Raw genomic sequence first — 15,268 nt, forward strand, 5'->3', positions numbered from 1 at the left:
CCCTCTATCTCGCTCTCGCCGAGCGCATGGGCATTCCGGACGTGGCGCGGGCGCGGCGGGGGGTGGGGGGGGGGGTTGTGTGTGTGGTTGGGGGACCCCGACCCCGACACCCCCCGCCCCCCCCCCCCCAGGGGGGTGGCTCGGCGGGGGGCGCCCCCTATCACAACACCACCGGGCACCTGTGCGGTGATCCGGCCCGCGGCCTCCTCGACACGGCCCTTGTCACGTCCGGTGACGACGCTGCGGGCACCCGCGCGGGCCAGGCCCAAGGCCGTCGCGAACCCGATTCCCTTGGTGGAACCGGTGACGATCGCGGTCTTCCCGCTCAGGTCGATGTTCATGGTGTGTCCCTTCCCATGGCGTGCTGGCGTGGTCAGTGCGTGCTTCCGCGCAACAGGCGGGTGACGGCTACGGCGGCGATGAGCGCGACACCGTTGAAGATCGGTTCTATCCAGAAGGGCGCGCCGAGCAGGCTCAGGCCGGTGGTGCCGACCTGGAGGGTGACGACGGCGACAACGGTCCCCCAGACGTTGAACTGACCGGGCTGGATGGCGGTGGCGCCGAGGAACACCGCCGCGTAGGCGGGCAGCAGCATCGGGGGCCCGACCGTGGGGTTGCCGCTGCCGAGTACCGCGCCCTGCACCACCCCGGCCAGGCCGGCCAGCAGACCGGCGCCGGCGAAGGCGAACAGGGTCAGCCGGCGGACGGGAACACCGCTGAGCCTGGCGGCGTCCCGGGAACCGCCGATGGCGTACAGGAAACGGCCCACCGGGGTGGAGGTCAGCAGGTACCACAGCACGATGCCGAGGACGGCGGCGTAGATGATCGGCAAGGGGATGCCGAACAGGTCGCCCTGGCCCAGCGAGGTGAGGGCGGAGGGGATGCCGTCGTAGAACACGTTGCCATTGGTGTAGGCGCCCAGGACACCGGTGAGGACGGTGCTCATGCCGATGGTGGTGATGAAGGAGTTGATCCCAAGCCGGGTGATCAGCAGGCCGTTGACGGTACCGACGAGGGTGCAGGCCAGTACGGCGAGTGGAATGGCGGCGGCCAGCGGCAGGTGCTGCTTCGAGGTCAGGCCGGTGACCAGGATGAGTCCGAGGCCGAGGTTGGCGGCGACGGACAGGTCGAGTTCACCGACGATCAGGGGCAGCAGCAGCCCGATGGAGACGATCGTCAGCACCGCCTGAAGATCCAAGATCGTCTTGGCGTTGCTCCAGGTGGCGAACGTGTCGGGCCGGAGCATGGAGAACAGGACGACGAGCAGCACCAGCAGCAGGGGCAGCGTGACGCGGGGCAGGAAGTCGGCCAGGGGTTCTCTGCGTCCCCCGGGCAGGGGGACCGTACGGAGTCGTGGTGTGGGCGCCGAGGGGTCGCTGACCGGGTCGGCCGGGGTGAGTGAGGAAGTCATCGGGGCAGCTCCTGTTCGCTCCCGAGGTCGTGCTCGGCGTCGAAGTGCATGAGGTGGGTGACCTCGTGCGCGGTGGTGGTGGCGGGGTCCACTTCCTGTATCAGCCGACCGCCCCGCAGGATCAGCACCCGGTCGGCGAGTTGCAGCATCTCGTCGGTCTCGGACGAGATCAGCAGGACACCGGCGCCGCCGGCCGCGGCTTCGTGGACCAGCCGGAAGATCTCCGCGCGGGCGCCGACATCGACGCCCTGTACGGGCTCGTCGAAAATGAGCAGGTCCGGTTTGGTGTCCAGCCACTTGGCGATGACGACCTTCTGCTGATTGCCACCGGAGAGGTTCTTGAACGAGCGTGTGGGGGACGCCGGGCTGACGTGGTAGTCGTCGATGAGCCGGCTCACGGTGCTGCGTTCGGCCGCCGCAGCGAGGCGGGCCCGGCGCCAGAACCGGCGTATCGAGGGCAGGGTGAGGTTCTTGGCGACGTCCATCTCCAGGACGCCGCCCTCGCGGCGGCGGTCCTCGGGGATCAGCGCGATGCGCTGGCGGACCGCGTCGCGCGGTGATCCGAGGGCGACCCTGGTGCCGCGCATGCGGATCTCGCCACCCGCCGGGGACTGCGCGCCGAACAGCAGCCGGGCCAGCTCGCTGCGGCCGGAGCCGAGCATCCCCGCGATGCCGACGATCTCACCCCGGCGGACCTGGAAGCTGACGTCCCGGAGCCTGCGCCCGGTCAAGTGCTGGACGTCCAGCAGCCGTTCACCGGCCAGGCGCGGTACGGCGTGCTCACGGCGGACGGACGCCACCCCGCGGCCGACGATCAGCCGGACGAGATCCTCCACGCCGAGGCCCGGCACCTGGACGGTGTCGACCCGCCGACCGTCGCGCAGCACCGTGGCGCGGTCGGCGATCCGCAGGATCTCCTCCAGCTTGTGGGAGACGTACAGGACCGCGACGCCCTGCGCGGTGACCTGCCGCACCGCCGCGAACAGCCGCTCCGCCTCGGCCTCGGGGAGGGCGGCGGTGGGCTCGTCCAGGACCAGCACGCGGGCGCCGCGCTCCGCACCGGCCAGCGCCCTGGCGATGGCGACGATGGTCTGCGAGGCGACCGGAAGCCGACCCACCGCGGTGTCGACGGACAGCTCCGGGTGGCCGAGCGCGGTCAGTTCGCGGGCCGCGGCCGCCCGGACCGCGGACCAGTCGATACGTCCCAGCGCGCGGGTGCCGTACCGGCGGGAGACCGCGAAGTTCTCCGCGACGGACAGGGAGGGGATGAGCCCCAGGTCCTGGTGGACGAAGACCAGCCCGTGCTCGGCGGCGGCGGTGGTGGTGTGGGGCACGGCCAGGGGCCGGCCGTCGATCTCGATGGCCGCTCCTGCGTCGGCCTGGTAGAACCCGGCCAGACACTTGATCAAGGTCGACTTGCCGCAGCCGTTCTCGCCGAGCAGCGCGTGGACCTCTCCGGCCCGCAGCTCCAGGCCGACCCGGTCAAGAGCCCGCTGTCCAGGGAAGGTCTTGGAGAGCTCCCGGACGGCCAGGACGGTGCTGCCGGTGGCAGCGGTGGTGCCGGTCACTGCATGCCCCAGGTCTTGCGGTAGAGCGGAGCGGTGTCGAAATCGCCTTCCCAGGCGTTCCCGGCGGGCACGTTGTCCTTGACGATCAGCTTGCCGGTCAGTCCCTGGTCGACGGGGTGTTGGGCGTGGAAGAGCCGGTTGAGGTTGTCGATGTTTCCGAAGCCGGCGCGGGTGAAGGCGAAGCCGACGGCGGCGGACTGGAAGCCGCCCTTACGGATCATCTGGGTGTTGGCGACATCGGCGTCCACGGAGACGCCGAACGCCTTGTCCGGCTGGCCCAGCCCGGCCTGCTGCAGCCCTCGGGCGAAGAAGTTCATCGCGGCGTCGTAGCCGGCGAACAGGACGTTGTAGTCGGGGTGGCTGCGCGCCATCTGCACCACCCGGCTGGGAGCGACGGTGCTGATCTCCGAGGCCAGGTAGGAGCCCTTGGCGACGGTCGTACAGCCCGCTCCGGCGGCCCGGCAGTCGGCGATGAACTTGTTGACGCCCTGTACGCGGGCCTTGACGGTGTCGAACTCGCTGTCGGTCAGGACGATGAACTTGGGCGGGGCCTTGAACCGCTTCTGAGCCTCGACGTAGGCGAACTCACCGAGCAGGTATCCCGCGCGCTCGTTCTCCTTCAGCGGGGGGATGACCGCCTGGTAGAGGTTGCCGGTGTTTCCGCACATGTTGCACACGACGGCGAGACCGGCTTTCCGCGCGGCCTTGACGTCGCCCTGCACGGCGGAGGCGTCGATCGCCGTCAGCACGATGCCGTCGGCCCGGCTGGAGACCGCCCGCTTGATGGCGCCGGACATCTTGGTGGCATCGCCTGCCGGGTCGTCGATCCTCGCCTTCCAGCCGACGGCCCGTGCCGCCTGCACCGTGGCGCGGGCGGGCCTGGCACAGCCTTCGACGGACATGGAACAGGGGATGACGACGATCTTCTTGTTCCGGGCCGGCCGCGGAGCGGAGGCCGGTACGGGGTTGGTGTGGGCGCTCTGCCGCGCGCTGGCGGCGGAGACGTCCGCCCGTACCTTCGCGGTGAACTTCTTCACCTCGGCGGGAGAGCCGGACGAGGCGTCGTCCGCCGCCTTCTGGGAGCAGGCGGAGACGGACAGGGCGACGAGCAGACCGAGCGCGGCGACGGATCTGGCACGGCGGAGGGGAGAGGGGGTGCCTGAGCGGGTCATGGAACGTGTCCCTTTCGCTGAGGACAGGGGGGATCGGCGGGGACCGGGGTGGGCGGCTTTCCTGGGTTTGTGCTACGAGCTGCCTGCGGCGGCTCGGCGGTCGACCTCCGCCGGGTCCAGCGCTCCGGTCATCAGCGCGACGGCGTCCGGCATCGAGATGTCCGAGGTGTTCACGAGGGCGGCGCGCCGGCCCAGCCGCTGGACGTGGATGCGGTCGGCGACGTCGAAGACATGGGGCATGTCGTGGCTGATCAGGATGACCGGCACGCCCCGGTCGCGGATTTCGCGGATGAGGTCGAGCACCCGCTGCGATTCCCGCACCCCGAGCGCCGCCGTCGGCTCGTCCATGATGATCACCCGGCTGCCGAAGCAGGCGGCGCGTGCCACGGCGACGCCCTGGCGCTGCCCGCCGGAGAGCGTCTCCACCGGCTGGGAGAAGTTCTGGATGGTCAGCAGCCCGAGGGAGGTGAGCAGTTCCCGGGTCTCCTCGCGCATCCCCTTCTTGTCCAGCAGCCGGAAGACGCTGCCGAGCGGGCCGGACCTGCGGCGCTCACGGCCGAGGAAGAGGTTGGCGGGAATGTCCCGGGAGGGCGCGACGGCCAGGTTCTGGTAGACGGTCTCCAGTCCGTGGTCCCGCGCGTCCAGGGGGTTGCGGAACCGTACCGGCTCCCCGAAGAGGCGGATCTCCCCGGCGTCGGGCACCTCCGCCCCGGAGAGGCATTTGATGAGCGTCGACTTGCCGGCGCCGTTGTCGCCGATGACGGCGAGGACCTCACCGGCGTGCAGCTCCACATCGGCCCCGCCGAGGGCGGTGACATGTCCGTAGCGCTTGATCAGGCCGCGCGCCTGGAGGGCGAGTACGTCGGTGGTGGTGTTCCGGGGATTCACGCGGCCACCTTCCGGATCCACTGGTCGGCGGCGACGGCCACGATCACCAGGACACCCACGGTGAAGACCTGCCACAGGGCGTCCACTCCGGACAGGGCGAGTCCGCTGCTGAACACGCCCACGATGAGGGAGCCCAGCAGGGTGCCGAGAACATGGCCACGGCCGCCGAAGAGGCTGGTGCCGCCGATGACGACGGCGGTGATGGACTGGAGGTTGAGGTTCTCACCGGCCTGCGGGCTCACCGAGCCGATCCGCCCGATGAGGAACCACGCGGCGAGACCGCAGATCAGCCCCGCCACCACATACACACTGAGCAGCACCCGGCCGGTGCGGATCCCGCTGAGGCGGGCCCCCTCGCGGTTGTCGCCCACCGCGTGCAGATGGGCGCCCCACGCGGTGCCCCGCAGCAGATAGGCCACGGCGGCGAAGCAGCCGATCATCATCAGCGAGCTGTAGGTGACATCGGTGCCCAGGACATTGATGGAGCGGCCCGGCCAGCTCAGCAGGGGCGGCACGTCCTGGGCCCGGATGGTCTCGCTGCGCGAGTAGAAGAGGGTGAGGGCGGAGAAGACGCTGAGGGTGCCGAGCGTGGCGATGAACGGCGGAATGCGGAACCGGGTGACCAGCACACCGTTGAGTCCGCCGCAGACGCCGCCGATGACGACACCGAGCAGCAGGGCCAGGGGCACCGGCAGACCGTGGTCCACCGCCAGCTTGCCCATCACCACGGAGGCGAGCACGGTGATGGCCCCGACCGACAGATCGATGCCCGCGGTCAGCACGATCAGCGTCTGGGCGATGCCGACCATGCCGATGATCTGCACCTGCTGGACGATCAGCGAGACATTGAGCGGATCGCTGAACCGGGACCCCACCCACACGCTGAAGAACAGCGAGGCGAGGAGCAGCACGATGAGCGGGCCGAGCAGCGGCTTGGTGTGCATGGCCGCCTGTCCGCGGGCGAGCGCTCCGCGCTGAGGCGGCTGCGTGGTGGGTGGGTCTACGGCGGTTGGGGGGGCGGTGTCGTGCGCCACGGTCAACTCCTGGAAGCGGTGTGGGAGGTGCGGGTGTGTCGGACGTCCGCCGGGGTCGGCCCCCGGCGGTGGCGCGCGGGGCTAGCCCCAGCAGTGGCGCAGGCCCCAGTCCGACTTCTGCGAATCCAGACCGGATACGGGGGTGTCCGTGATGAGGGAGACTCCGGTGTTGGTGAAGCCCTGTCCGGAGGAGTCGGAGTCCTTGCCGCCGTCCTTGGCGCGCGCGGCCACGGCGGCGAGACCATCGGCCGCCATCTTCACGGGGAACTGCATCGAGGTCGCGCCGATGACGCCGCCGGCCACGTTCTTGACGCCGGGACAGCCGCCGTCGACGGAGACGATGGTGATGTCCTTCCGCTTACCGGCCGCCTTGATGGCCTGATAGGCACCCGCGGCGGTGGGCTCGTTGATGGTGTAGACGAGGTTGATGGAGCCGTTCTTCTGGAGCAGCTTCTCCATGGCGTCGCGCCCGCCCTCCTCGTTGGCGCCGGTCACCTCGTGGCCGACGATCCGGGAGTCGCGCTCGTCGCCGATCCGGTTCGGGTTCCGGACATCGACGCCGAAGCCCTCCAGAAAGCCCTGGTCCCGCAGGACATCGACCTTGACCTGCTCGGAGCTGAGGTCCAGCAGGGCGATCCTCGGCCGCTTGCCCGCCATCCGCGCCTTGGCCCATTTGCCGATCATGCGGCCGGCCAGCCGGTTGTCGGTGGCGAAGGTGGCGTCCACCGCGGATGCCGGTTCCGTCGGCGAGTCCAGGGCCACGACCATGACACCGGCCTTCCGCGCCCGGTCGATGGCGGGGATGATCGCGCCGGAGTCGGCCGGGGTGATCAGAATGCCCTTGGCACCCGCCGCCACCAGGTTCTCGATGGCCTTGACCTGTGAGTCGTTGTCGGCCTGGCCCTTGCCGGCGAAGGTCCTCAGGTCCACGCCGAGCTGGCGGGCCTTCTTCTGGGCGCCCTCGCGCATCTTCACATAGAAGGGATTGTCGTTGGTCTTGGTGACGAGCCCGACGATGGGCTTGTCATCGCCCTGACCGCCGATGCCGTTCCCGCACGAGGTGAGCAGCAGGGTGAGACCGATTCCCGCGGACGAGGCCGCGAGCGCTCTGCGGCACAGCTTGACGCGATCTGCCATGAGATTGCCTTTTCTCGACGTACGGGGGGTGGCTGGGGAGAACTCGCCGCCCGCCGGGTGCCGGTTCGCGCTCTAGCGGGGACTGTCGGTGCCGACGCGTTCATCGGTCGGCTCGGCCCTGATCGGGCTGGGGATGGCCGGTGGGATGTGCTCAGCGGCTCGATTCACAACGTCGCAGAGGTTTCGAGCACTGTCAATGCATCTCGAAGAAATTTCCACGACACACGCCGGACACGAACGGCGGTCGTGGAAATTTCTTCGATGAATCTTGACTCTGGCAGAAATCGCTACGACACTGAGAAGTGGATCCCCTCCTCGACGGAGTCGGCCACCAACCCTTCCGGACGGCAAGGCGCCCCGGAAAGGAGCACGGAAATGACAGTGAACCCAGCGGGAGCGGTCGCCACCGTGTCCCCCGCACCACCCAACGACCCACCGCCGCGCCGGCGAACGGGCTCGCCCGATGTCCACACCGCCCCGCGGGGGCTTGCCCTGCGGCTGGCCACCGACCCGGCCGCCGTGGGCCGGGCCCGCCGTACCGCCGCGGGCGCGCTGCGCGGCTGGGGGGTGCCCGACACCTCCGCCGACGACATCGTCCTCATGGTGGACGAGCTGGTGACCAACGCGATCGAGCACGCCGGCGGGCCCGTGTGGCTGCGGCTGTGGCTGCGCCGCGGATGCTGTGTGATCTGCCAGGTCGGGGACGGCTGCCACGATGCGCCCCGGCTGCGCCCCAGCGACCTCGACGCCGAGAACGGCCGCGGGCTGTTCCTCGTCGCCGCGCTCGCCGACGCCTTCGGCACCCGCGTCACCGCCACCGGAAAGGTCATCTGGTTCCGGCGCCGCGTACGGGACGACCGGATCCCGGCACCCCGCACCGCGCCCGCCACCGATTACTGACCAGTAGTCGCCCTGTCCGCTGAGTGATATCTTTGCTCTCGTGGCACAAGATGGTGGTCTGGCTCTCGTCCGTAAGTCCGTTGAGGTCCTCGACCTGCTCGCGGCGAGAGGCGAGGCGACGGCCGCGCAGCTCGCGGAGGAGCTGGGTGAGCCCCGCAGCTCGGTATACCGGCTGTTGTCGAGCCTCCAGGGCCTGGACATGGTGGAGGGCGGCAGCCGCCGCGGCACCTTCCGTCTGGGGTTCCATCTGCTCAGCCTCGGCACCGCCGTGGTGGAGCGTTTCGACGAGCGGCGCTTCGCGCAGCCGGTGATGGAGCGTCTCCACGACGAGACCGGCGAGACGGTGTACCTGTGCGTCCAGCGCGGCCGCGAGGCGGTGTGCATCGAGCGGCTGGACGGCCGGCGGGTCCAGTCCCTCGCGCTGAAGCTCGGCGGTGCGCTGCCGCTGCACGCCGGCGCGGCGTCCCGCGCCCTGCTGGCCTTCCAGGACCGCTCGGCCTGGTCGGACTACCTCGAGCAGGGGCCCTTGGAACGGTTCACCCCATCCACCCCGGTCACGGCGGACTCGCTGGTCCCGGTGCTGGAGCAGACCTCCGACAGCGGGATGTCGGTCAGCGACCAGGACGTGACGGTCGGCGTGGCCGCGCTCGGCGTCCCGATCCTGGACTACCGGGGGCAGGTGCGTGCCGCACTGTCCATCAGCGGGGTCCGGGAGGCGATCCTCGGCGCGGACACGTCCGGTCTGCGCGAGCGGTTGGCCGAGGCCGGCCAGGAGGTTTCGCGGGCGCTGGGCTGGCAGGCCGTCGCCGGTGCCGTCGCCGACTTCGGGTGACGGAAGGGACCGACGGCCCAGGACACGGCGCCCGCCCCGGAGGAATCCCGGGGCGGGCATCTCGCGCCTACCGGCTCTGGGCGAGCAGCGCTTCGCGGGCTTCTGCCTCGACTCCGGGGGCGTCCAGCCGGTAGTGCCCGTACAGATGGGTGGGCGGGCCGATGAGGCTGTACTCGTCGCGGATCCCGTGGCGGTGCAGCCGGACCGGCACGCCGTGCTCACTGATCAGCTCGGCCACCGCGCCGCCGAGACCGCCGAGCACATTGTGCTCCTCCACCGTCATCAGCAGCCGGGAGCGCCGCGCGGCGGTCAGCACCGCCTCCTCGTCGAGGGGTTTGACGGTGTGCATGTCGAGCACCCCGACGCTGTACCCGTCCGCCGTGAGCGCCGCCGCGGCCCCCAGGGCGGGGTGGACCATGGAGCCGGTCGCGATGAGGGTGAGGTCGCTTCCGGTGCCGTGCTCGACCGCCTTCCCGATCTCCAGGGTGGTGCCGGCCGGGTAGACGTCCGGGTCCCGGCCACGGCCGATACGGAAGTAGACCGGGCCCGGGAGGTCCACCGAGGCGCGCAGCACCGCGGCCAGGGCCGCGGTGTCGGCCGGTGCGACCACGGTGAGCCCGGCGATGCTCCGGGTGATGGCCAGGTCCTCGGTCGCGTGGTGGGAGGTCCCGTAGAAGCCCAGGGTGATCCCCGCGTGGTGGCCGATCAGCCGGACGGGCTGGCGGGTGTACGCCACGTCGGTGCGGATCTGCTCGCAGGCCAGCAGCGCCATGAAGGACGCGAAGGTGGCGACGTAGGGCCGCAGGCCGGTGGTGGCCAGACCCGCAGCCGTGGACACCATGTGCTGCTCGGAGATCCCGAACTGGAGGTACTTGTCCGGGTGACGGTCCTGGAAGCGCACCAGTCCGTTGGAGTACTTCAGGTCGGCGGTGCCCACGACCACGGGATGGCCCTCGTCGGCCAGGTCGGCGAGGGTGTCGCCGAGGGCCTGAAGACCCGGAGCCTGTTCCAGCAGGCTCAGCAGATGCCAGGATTCCGGCTGCAGACCGGGCGCGACGCTCACCGTGCCCCCCGCAGTTCCGCCATGGCGTTGGCCTCGTCCCGCTCGGCCAGCCAGCCGAGATGCCATCCGAACTCGGACTCCATATAGGAAATCCCCTTTCCCTTCACGGTGTTGGCGACGACCACGGCCGGACGGTCACGGCCGGTGTCCTCGGCGAGCGAGCGCAGCAGGGGCAGCAGGGCCGAGACGTCGTGTCCGTCGACCTCGTGCGTCTGCCATCCGAACGCCCGCCACTTCTCCAGCAGCGGCTCGATCTCCGTCACGCCGTCGATGCGGCCGTCGAGCGAGTGGTCGTTGCGGTCGACGATGGCGACCAGCCGTCCCAGACGGTGATGCGCGGCGCCCAGGGCCGCCTCCCAGACCTGTCCCTCGTGCAGCTCTCCGTCGCCGAGCAGGACGAACGTGGTGTACGGGCGCCCCTGGAGGCGGCCGCCCATCGCCATGCCGGTCCCGGCCGACAGGGCGTGACCCAGCGACCCGGAGCTGAAGTCGATCCCCGGGATGCGGGTCATGTCCGGATGGTCACCGAAGGCGTTCCCCAGGCGGGTGTATTCGTCGAGCTCGGCCGCGTCGAAGAAGCCCCAGTCGGCCAGCAGCGGATACAGCGTGGCCGCCGCATGCCCCTTGCCGAAGAGGAAGCGATCGCGGTCGGGCCAGTCCGGCTCGCCGCGCCTGAGCCGCATCACCCCGTAGTAGAGGGTGGCCAGGATCTCGGCGCAGGAGAAGCCGGACGCGTAGTGGCCGGTCTTGGCGATCGAGATCAGCCGCACGGTCTCCAGACGGGCGAACTGGGCCCGTTCCTCGATGTGCTCGATGAGTTCGCGGTCCGCCGGCACGACCGGCGTCTGTGCAGTCATTCGGTGTCTCTCCCAGTCGGTGAGCCCCGTTGGCGAGCCCAGCAGGTGAGCCCAGTCGGCGGCACGGCCGGGTCCGGGCCGTACCACCCTCGTCATCGGAAGTTACCATCCACTGGACAGTGCGTCCATGTCATGAGAATGTCTCCGTGGCCGCCGTCACACCACCGCCGAGGTGGGCTTTCGCCGAAGCCAAGGAGATGCGATGCCCCTCCCCGACCAGTCCACGCCCGTGACCGAGAGAGTGTCGCGGGCCCCGGACACCCGCCAACGTCAGGTCCGAGTCACCGCGCCCCGGCAGGTCACCCTCGTCGAGGGGGACCTCACCGGTCCCCCGCCCGGCGAGGTCCGGGTCCGGGTCCGCGAAGTAGGCGTGTGCGGCAGCGATCTGAAGATGTGGTCCGGCGAGCACGCCGTACTCAAGCCCCCACTGGCCCTCGGGCACGAGGCATGGGGGATCGTCGAAGAACACGCCGCGGACGCCGAGGCCACCGGCTCCGCGCCGCTCACCCCCGGCACCCCCGTGGTCATCGTTCCCCCGAACGGCTGCGGCACCTGCCACAACTGCGCGCGGGGGCGCGAGCAGCTGTGTGCGCGGATGCGGTTCGTCGGCGGCCAGCTCGACGGGGCCATGGCCCGGTTCCTGACCGTCCCGCCACACCACCTCCTGCCGATCGACCCCCGGGTGCCCGGAGAGCTGCGGGTCCTGATCGAACCGCTGGCAGTGGCCGTGCACGCGGTCGGCCGGGCCCGCGTCGGCGCCGACGATCAGGCCCTGGTGATCGGTGCGGGTCCCATCGGTGTCTTCTGCGCGCTCGTGCTCGCCGCCCGGGGCGTCGGCCGGGTGGTGGTGACCGACCGGGACCCGCTGCGGCTCGACCTCGCAGGCCGGCTCGGTGTGCCGCACCGCGTTCGGACGACGGCCGCCCAACCGCTCCTCGCGGCCGGGGACCACCTCCGTTCCGAGGGGGCGGACGTGGTGTTCGACTGCGTGGGCTCCCAGGCCACCACCACGCAGGCGCTGACGGCGACCTGCCGTGGCGGCCGTACCGTCCTGGTGGGCATCAGCCCCGCCGAGCTGACCGTCGGCGGAGTGGCGCTCCAGCGCGGCGAACGCGAGCTCATCGGCGTCCAGATGTACCAGCGCGAGGACTTCCGCCACGCGATGGACCTGCTGGCCGAAGGGCTCGTCCCGGCCGTCGACGGTCTCAAGCGCTCCCGGCCGCTCGACCAGGCCGGGGAGCTCCTCGAGGAGCTCGCCCGGCGGCCGAGCCCCGTCCTGAAGGAGACCCTGCTCCCGGACTGAGAGACACCGGGTCGCGGGACATCCGCTCGTCCCCTCCTCTCCCCGCCCCGAAGGACCCAGCCATGAATCCTCCCTCCGCCATCACACCACCTTCCCGTCCCACCGCCGACACACCCAACATCCGCACCGTGGCCTGGGCGACCATGATCGGAACGGCCATCGAGTGGTACGACTTCTTCACCTACGGCATCGCCGCGGCCCTGGTCTTCAACACCCTCTTCTTCCCCGCCGGCACCTCGCCGGTGGTGGGAACGCTCCTCGCGTTCAGCACCTACGCCGTGGGATTCGCCGCCCGGCCCATCGGCGGCGTCGTCTTCGCGCACTACGGAGACAAGATCGGCCGCAAGTCCATGCTGGTGCTCTCGCTGCTGCTGATGGGCGGCAGCACCTTCTGTGTCGGGCTGCTTCCCGGCTTCTCCACCTGGGGGGTCGCCGCGCCCCTGCTCCTGGTGGCCCTGCGGATCGTCCAGGGCTTCGGAGTGGGCGGCGAATGGGGTGCGGCGGCCCTGATGGCGGTCGAGCACGCACCGCCCAACCGTCGCGGCTTCTACGGAAGTTGGCCACAGATGGGGGTTCCCGCCGGAATGCTCATCGCCAACTTGGCCTTCTTCGCCCTGTCGGGCGCCACGAGCGACCACGACTTCCGGGCGTGGGGCTGGCGCGTGCCCTTCCTCGCCTCCGCGGTGCTCATCGCGCTCGGGCTCGTCGTCCGGCTCCGGGTGAACGAATCCCCGGTGTTCCGCGCGATGGAGCGGGCGGGCCGGATCGAACGACGGCCGGTGATCGCCGTGCTCCGTACCCAGCCCAAGAACATCCTGCGCGCCGCGGGCATCAGGTTCGCCGAGAACAGCACCTTCTACATCCACACCACCTTCGTGCTCACCTATGGCACGACGGTGCTCACCCTGAAACGCGACGACCTGCTCATCGGGGTGATCATCACGGCCGCCCTGGGCCTGATCAGCCTGCCCCTGTGGGGACGGCTGTCCGACCGGGTCGGACGCCGACCCGTCGTGCTCTTCGGTTCGACCCTGCTCGCCGCCCTGTCCTGGCCCTTCTTCTGGGCGCTCGACAGCGGATCGCTGCCGGTCATCTATCTCGTCACGATCCTGTGCATCAACGTCGGCAACCACGCGGTGTACGCACCGCAGTCCGCCTACTTCGCCGAGCTGTTCGAGCCCGAGGTCCGCTACAGCGGTGCCTCGATCGGCTCGCAGGCGGCCAGTGTCCTCGCCGGCGGCCTGTCCCCGCTGATCGCCACCGCCCTGCTGCAGGTGGGCGACGGCTACCACCTCATCGCCCTCTATATGACGGCGATGGCGCTGATCACCGTGTGCACGGCACTGATCAGCCCCGACCCCTACCGCCAGTCCCTCAAGCGGTCCTCCACGCCGGGTGACCGCGATGCCCGGCCCACCGAATCCACCACGGAGCTGTCCCATGGCTGACCCCACCGTTCTCATCACCGGCGCCGCACAGGGAATCGGGGCCGCCACGGCCCGGGTCCTCGCCGAGCGGGGCTGGCGCGTCGTCGTCGCGGACCTCAAGGACGACGCCGCCCAGGACCAGGTCGCGGCCCTCGACGCGGCGTCCCCCGTGGCAGGGGGGCACCTGGCCGTCGCCGTCGATGTCACCGACGAAGCCACTGTCGCCGCGATGTTCGACGACATCGCGACGCGTGCCGGTGGGCTCGACGCGCTGGTCAACGGCGCGGGCGTCATCTTCCGGCAGGCGGCCCAGGACTTCGACAGCCGGCAGTGGGCCCATCAGCTCGCGGTCCACCTCACCGGCGCGATGCACTGCGCGCGCGGCGCCTACCCCCTGCTGGTCCGCAGCCCCCGGGCCAGTGTGGTCAACATCGGTTCCGTCGGGTCGACCTTCGGGCTCCCCGGCCGGCTCGGCTACGCCACCGCCAAGAGCGGAGTGCTGGGCCTCACCCGGACCCTGGCGGCCGAATGGGGCGCGGTCGGCATCCGGGTCAATGCCGTGGCGCCGGGTTATGTGGCCACCGAGATGGTGCGCAGTGGCCTGGAGTCGGGGGCGCTCGACCGGGAGGCGCTGATACGGCGCACACCGATGCGCCGGCTGGCCGAGCCCGCCGAGATCGCCACCTCCATCGCCTTCCTGCTCTCTCCCGACGCCTCCTTCGTGCACGGTGCCACCCTCCGGGTCGACGGGGGCATCACGATCGACGGCACCTTCTGACCACCGACCCCCGAGGACACCCCATGAACAGCCACCCCTCCGGCCGACTCGGGGACATGAGCGGGCGCACCGCCGTGGTCAGCGGAGCGAGCAGCGGCATCGGGCTCGCGATCCTGCGGCGCTTCCTCGAAGCGGGCGCGACCGTTCACGGACTGGCCCGGCGTGGCCGTCTGATCGAGGAACAGGCCCGGGACGCCGCGCCCGAGGCGGACCGCCTGCACCACCACAGTGTCGACGTCGGTGACCCCGAGGCGGTACGGGACTGGGCGCGGCGGGTGTCCGGCCCGGTGGACACCCTGGTGTGTGCCGCCGGAACCAACATTCCCGAGCGGCGCCTCGCCCAACTGACGCCCCCGGTCTGGGACTCCATGCTCGCCACCAATCTGAGCGGGACGTTCTACCTGCTGCACGCCCTGCTCCCGCGACTCCGCGAGGCCCGCGGCGACGTGGTCGTCCTGTCGAGCGTGGCCGGGGCGTGGCCCGATCACACCGGTCCGGCCTATCAGGCCGCCAAGGCCGGGCTCCTGGGCCTCGCACGGGGAGCGGGCATGGACGAGTACGGCAACGGCATACGGGTGTGCACCATCCTGCCGGGCATAGTGAACACCCCGATCCTCGACGACCGGCCCGAGCCCCCGCCTCAGGAGCTGCGCGACCTGTTCGTCCAGCCACAGGACATCGCCGAGGCGTGTCTGGCGGCCATCACTCTCCCCAAGCGGGCCTGTATCGCCGAAATGACCGTCGTGGCCACGGAGTTGCAGTCCATGGGCAACACCCAGGCGGCCACTCCGGCACTGCCCCGGGCGGCGCCCGGGGAACCACGCTCCGCGGTGCGGCCCGGCCCCCTCTGAAGCCGGAGCGCCCATATGGAACGCGGCTGACCTCGCCCGTCGAGGTC

The 15,268-nt window shown here is 70.7% G+C and carries 15 protein-coding genes; 6 read left to right on the plus strand and 9 right to left on the minus strand.

All coding sequences use genetic code 11. From position 1 onward, the window contains the following. The 7 genes from ACFXB5_RS36070 to ACFXB5_RS36100 all read right to left on the minus strand — a co-directional run. A partial coding sequence (locus ACFXB5_RS36070) for an SDR family NAD(P)-dependent oxidoreductase (protein WP_385216236.1) occupies nucleotides 1-341 on the minus strand: 341 nt, incomplete at its 3' end. A 32-nt stretch (nucleotides 342-373) separates the two neighbouring features. Further along, a complete protein-coding gene (locus ACFXB5_RS36075; RefSeq protein WP_385216201.1) occupies nucleotides 374-1,411 on the minus strand; it encodes an ABC transporter permease in 1,038 nt (345 codons plus the stop codon). Next, nucleotides 1,408-2,979, minus strand: a complete 1,572-nt coding sequence (locus ACFXB5_RS36080; RefSeq protein WP_385216204.1) for a sugar ABC transporter ATP-binding protein — start codon at nucleotides 2,977-2,979, stop codon at nucleotides 1,408-1,410. The genes ACFXB5_RS36075 and ACFXB5_RS36080 overlap by 4 nt, the downstream gene beginning before the upstream one ends. Beyond that, the gene (locus tag ACFXB5_RS36085; protein ID WP_385216206.1) at nucleotides 2,976-4,151 is read right to left on the minus strand and encodes a sugar ABC transporter substrate-binding protein; all 1,176 of its coding nucleotides are present in this window, start codon (nucleotides 4,149-4,151) and stop codon (nucleotides 2,976-2,978) included. Before ACFXB5_RS36085 ends, ACFXB5_RS36080 begins: the two co-directional genes overlap by 4 nt. 72 nt (nucleotides 4,152-4,223) lie before the next feature. Further along, nucleotides 4,224-5,039, minus strand: coding sequence for an ATP-binding cassette domain-containing protein (locus ACFXB5_RS36090; protein WP_385216208.1), 816 nt, complete (start codon nucleotides 5,037-5,039; stop codon nucleotides 4,224-4,226). Then, nucleotides 5,036-6,073: an ABC transporter permease gene (locus ACFXB5_RS36095; protein ID WP_385216210.1), complete on the minus strand. Its 1,038-nt coding sequence runs from the start codon at nucleotides 6,071-6,073 to the stop codon at nucleotides 5,036-5,038. The genes ACFXB5_RS36090 and ACFXB5_RS36095 overlap by 4 nt, the downstream gene beginning before the upstream one ends. 81 nt (nucleotides 6,074-6,154) lie before the next feature. Further along, nucleotides 6,155-7,210 carry a substrate-binding domain-containing protein gene (locus tag ACFXB5_RS36100; protein WP_385216213.1) on the minus strand — a complete coding sequence of 352 codons (1,056 nt, stop codon included), beginning with the start codon at nucleotides 7,208-7,210 and terminating at the stop codon, nucleotides 6,155-6,157. Between the two features lie 375 nt (nucleotides 7,211-7,585). On the opposite strand from ACFXB5_RS36100, the gene ACFXB5_RS36105 reads away from it, so the two are divergent. Together ACFXB5_RS36105 and ACFXB5_RS36110 are read left to right on the plus strand one after the other, a co-directional pair. After that, nucleotides 7,586-8,110 (plus strand): ATP-binding protein, encoded by a 525-nt coding sequence (locus tag ACFXB5_RS36105; protein WP_385216215.1) that lies wholly within the window; start codon nucleotides 7,586-7,588, stop codon nucleotides 8,108-8,110. 40 nt (nucleotides 8,111-8,150) lie between these two features. Beyond that, a complete protein-coding gene (locus ACFXB5_RS36110; protein ID WP_385216217.1) occupies nucleotides 8,151-8,942 on the plus strand; it encodes an IclR family transcriptional regulator in 792 nt (263 codons plus the stop codon). 67 nt (nucleotides 8,943-9,009) lie between these two features. Here the strand turns inward: ACFXB5_RS36110 and ACFXB5_RS36115 are convergent, their stop codons facing one another. Continuing rightward, the gene (locus ACFXB5_RS36115) at nucleotides 9,010-10,005 is read right to left on the minus strand and encodes a transketolase family protein (RefSeq protein WP_385216220.1); all 996 of its coding nucleotides are present in this window, start codon (nucleotides 10,003-10,005) and stop codon (nucleotides 9,010-9,012) included. Beyond that, on the minus strand, nucleotides 10,002-10,862 hold the full coding sequence (locus tag ACFXB5_RS36120) for a transketolase (RefSeq protein ID WP_385216222.1): 861 nt from the start codon (nucleotides 10,860-10,862) through the stop codon (nucleotides 10,002-10,004). The genes ACFXB5_RS36115 and ACFXB5_RS36120 overlap by 4 nt, the downstream gene beginning before the upstream one ends. A 202-nt stretch (nucleotides 10,863-11,064) precedes the next feature. Between ACFXB5_RS36120 and ACFXB5_RS36125 the strand changes: the two genes are divergently transcribed. The 4 genes from ACFXB5_RS36125 to ACFXB5_RS36140 all read left to right on the plus strand — a co-directional run bounded on the left by ACFXB5_RS36125 (nucleotide 11,065) and on the right by ACFXB5_RS36140 (nucleotide 15,221). After that, a complete protein-coding gene (locus tag ACFXB5_RS36125) occupies nucleotides 11,065-12,165 on the plus strand; it encodes a zinc-binding dehydrogenase (protein WP_385216225.1) in 1,101 nt (366 codons plus the stop codon). Nucleotides 12,166-12,227: 62 nt separating this feature from the next. Next, nucleotides 12,228-13,613 (plus strand): MFS transporter, encoded by a 1,386-nt coding sequence (locus ACFXB5_RS36130; RefSeq protein ID WP_385216228.1) that lies wholly within the window; start codon nucleotides 12,228-12,230, stop codon nucleotides 13,611-13,613. Next, nucleotides 13,606-14,370, plus strand: coding sequence for an SDR family NAD(P)-dependent oxidoreductase (locus ACFXB5_RS36135; protein ID WP_385216230.1), 765 nt, complete (start codon nucleotides 13,606-13,608; stop codon nucleotides 14,368-14,370). Before ACFXB5_RS36130 ends, ACFXB5_RS36135 begins: the two co-directional genes overlap by 8 nt. Before the next feature lie 23 nt (nucleotides 14,371-14,393). Beyond that, nucleotides 14,394-15,221: an SDR family oxidoreductase gene (locus ACFXB5_RS36140; protein WP_385216233.1), complete on the plus strand. Its 828-nt coding sequence runs from the start codon at nucleotides 14,394-14,396 to the stop codon at nucleotides 15,219-15,221. Nucleotides 15,222-15,268 lie beyond the last annotated feature (47 nt).

Source organism: Streptomyces sp. NPDC059455, assembly GCF_042750115.1.
GTDB lineage: Bacteria > Actinomycetota > Actinomycetes > Streptomycetales > Streptomycetaceae > Streptomyces > Streptomyces endocoffeicus.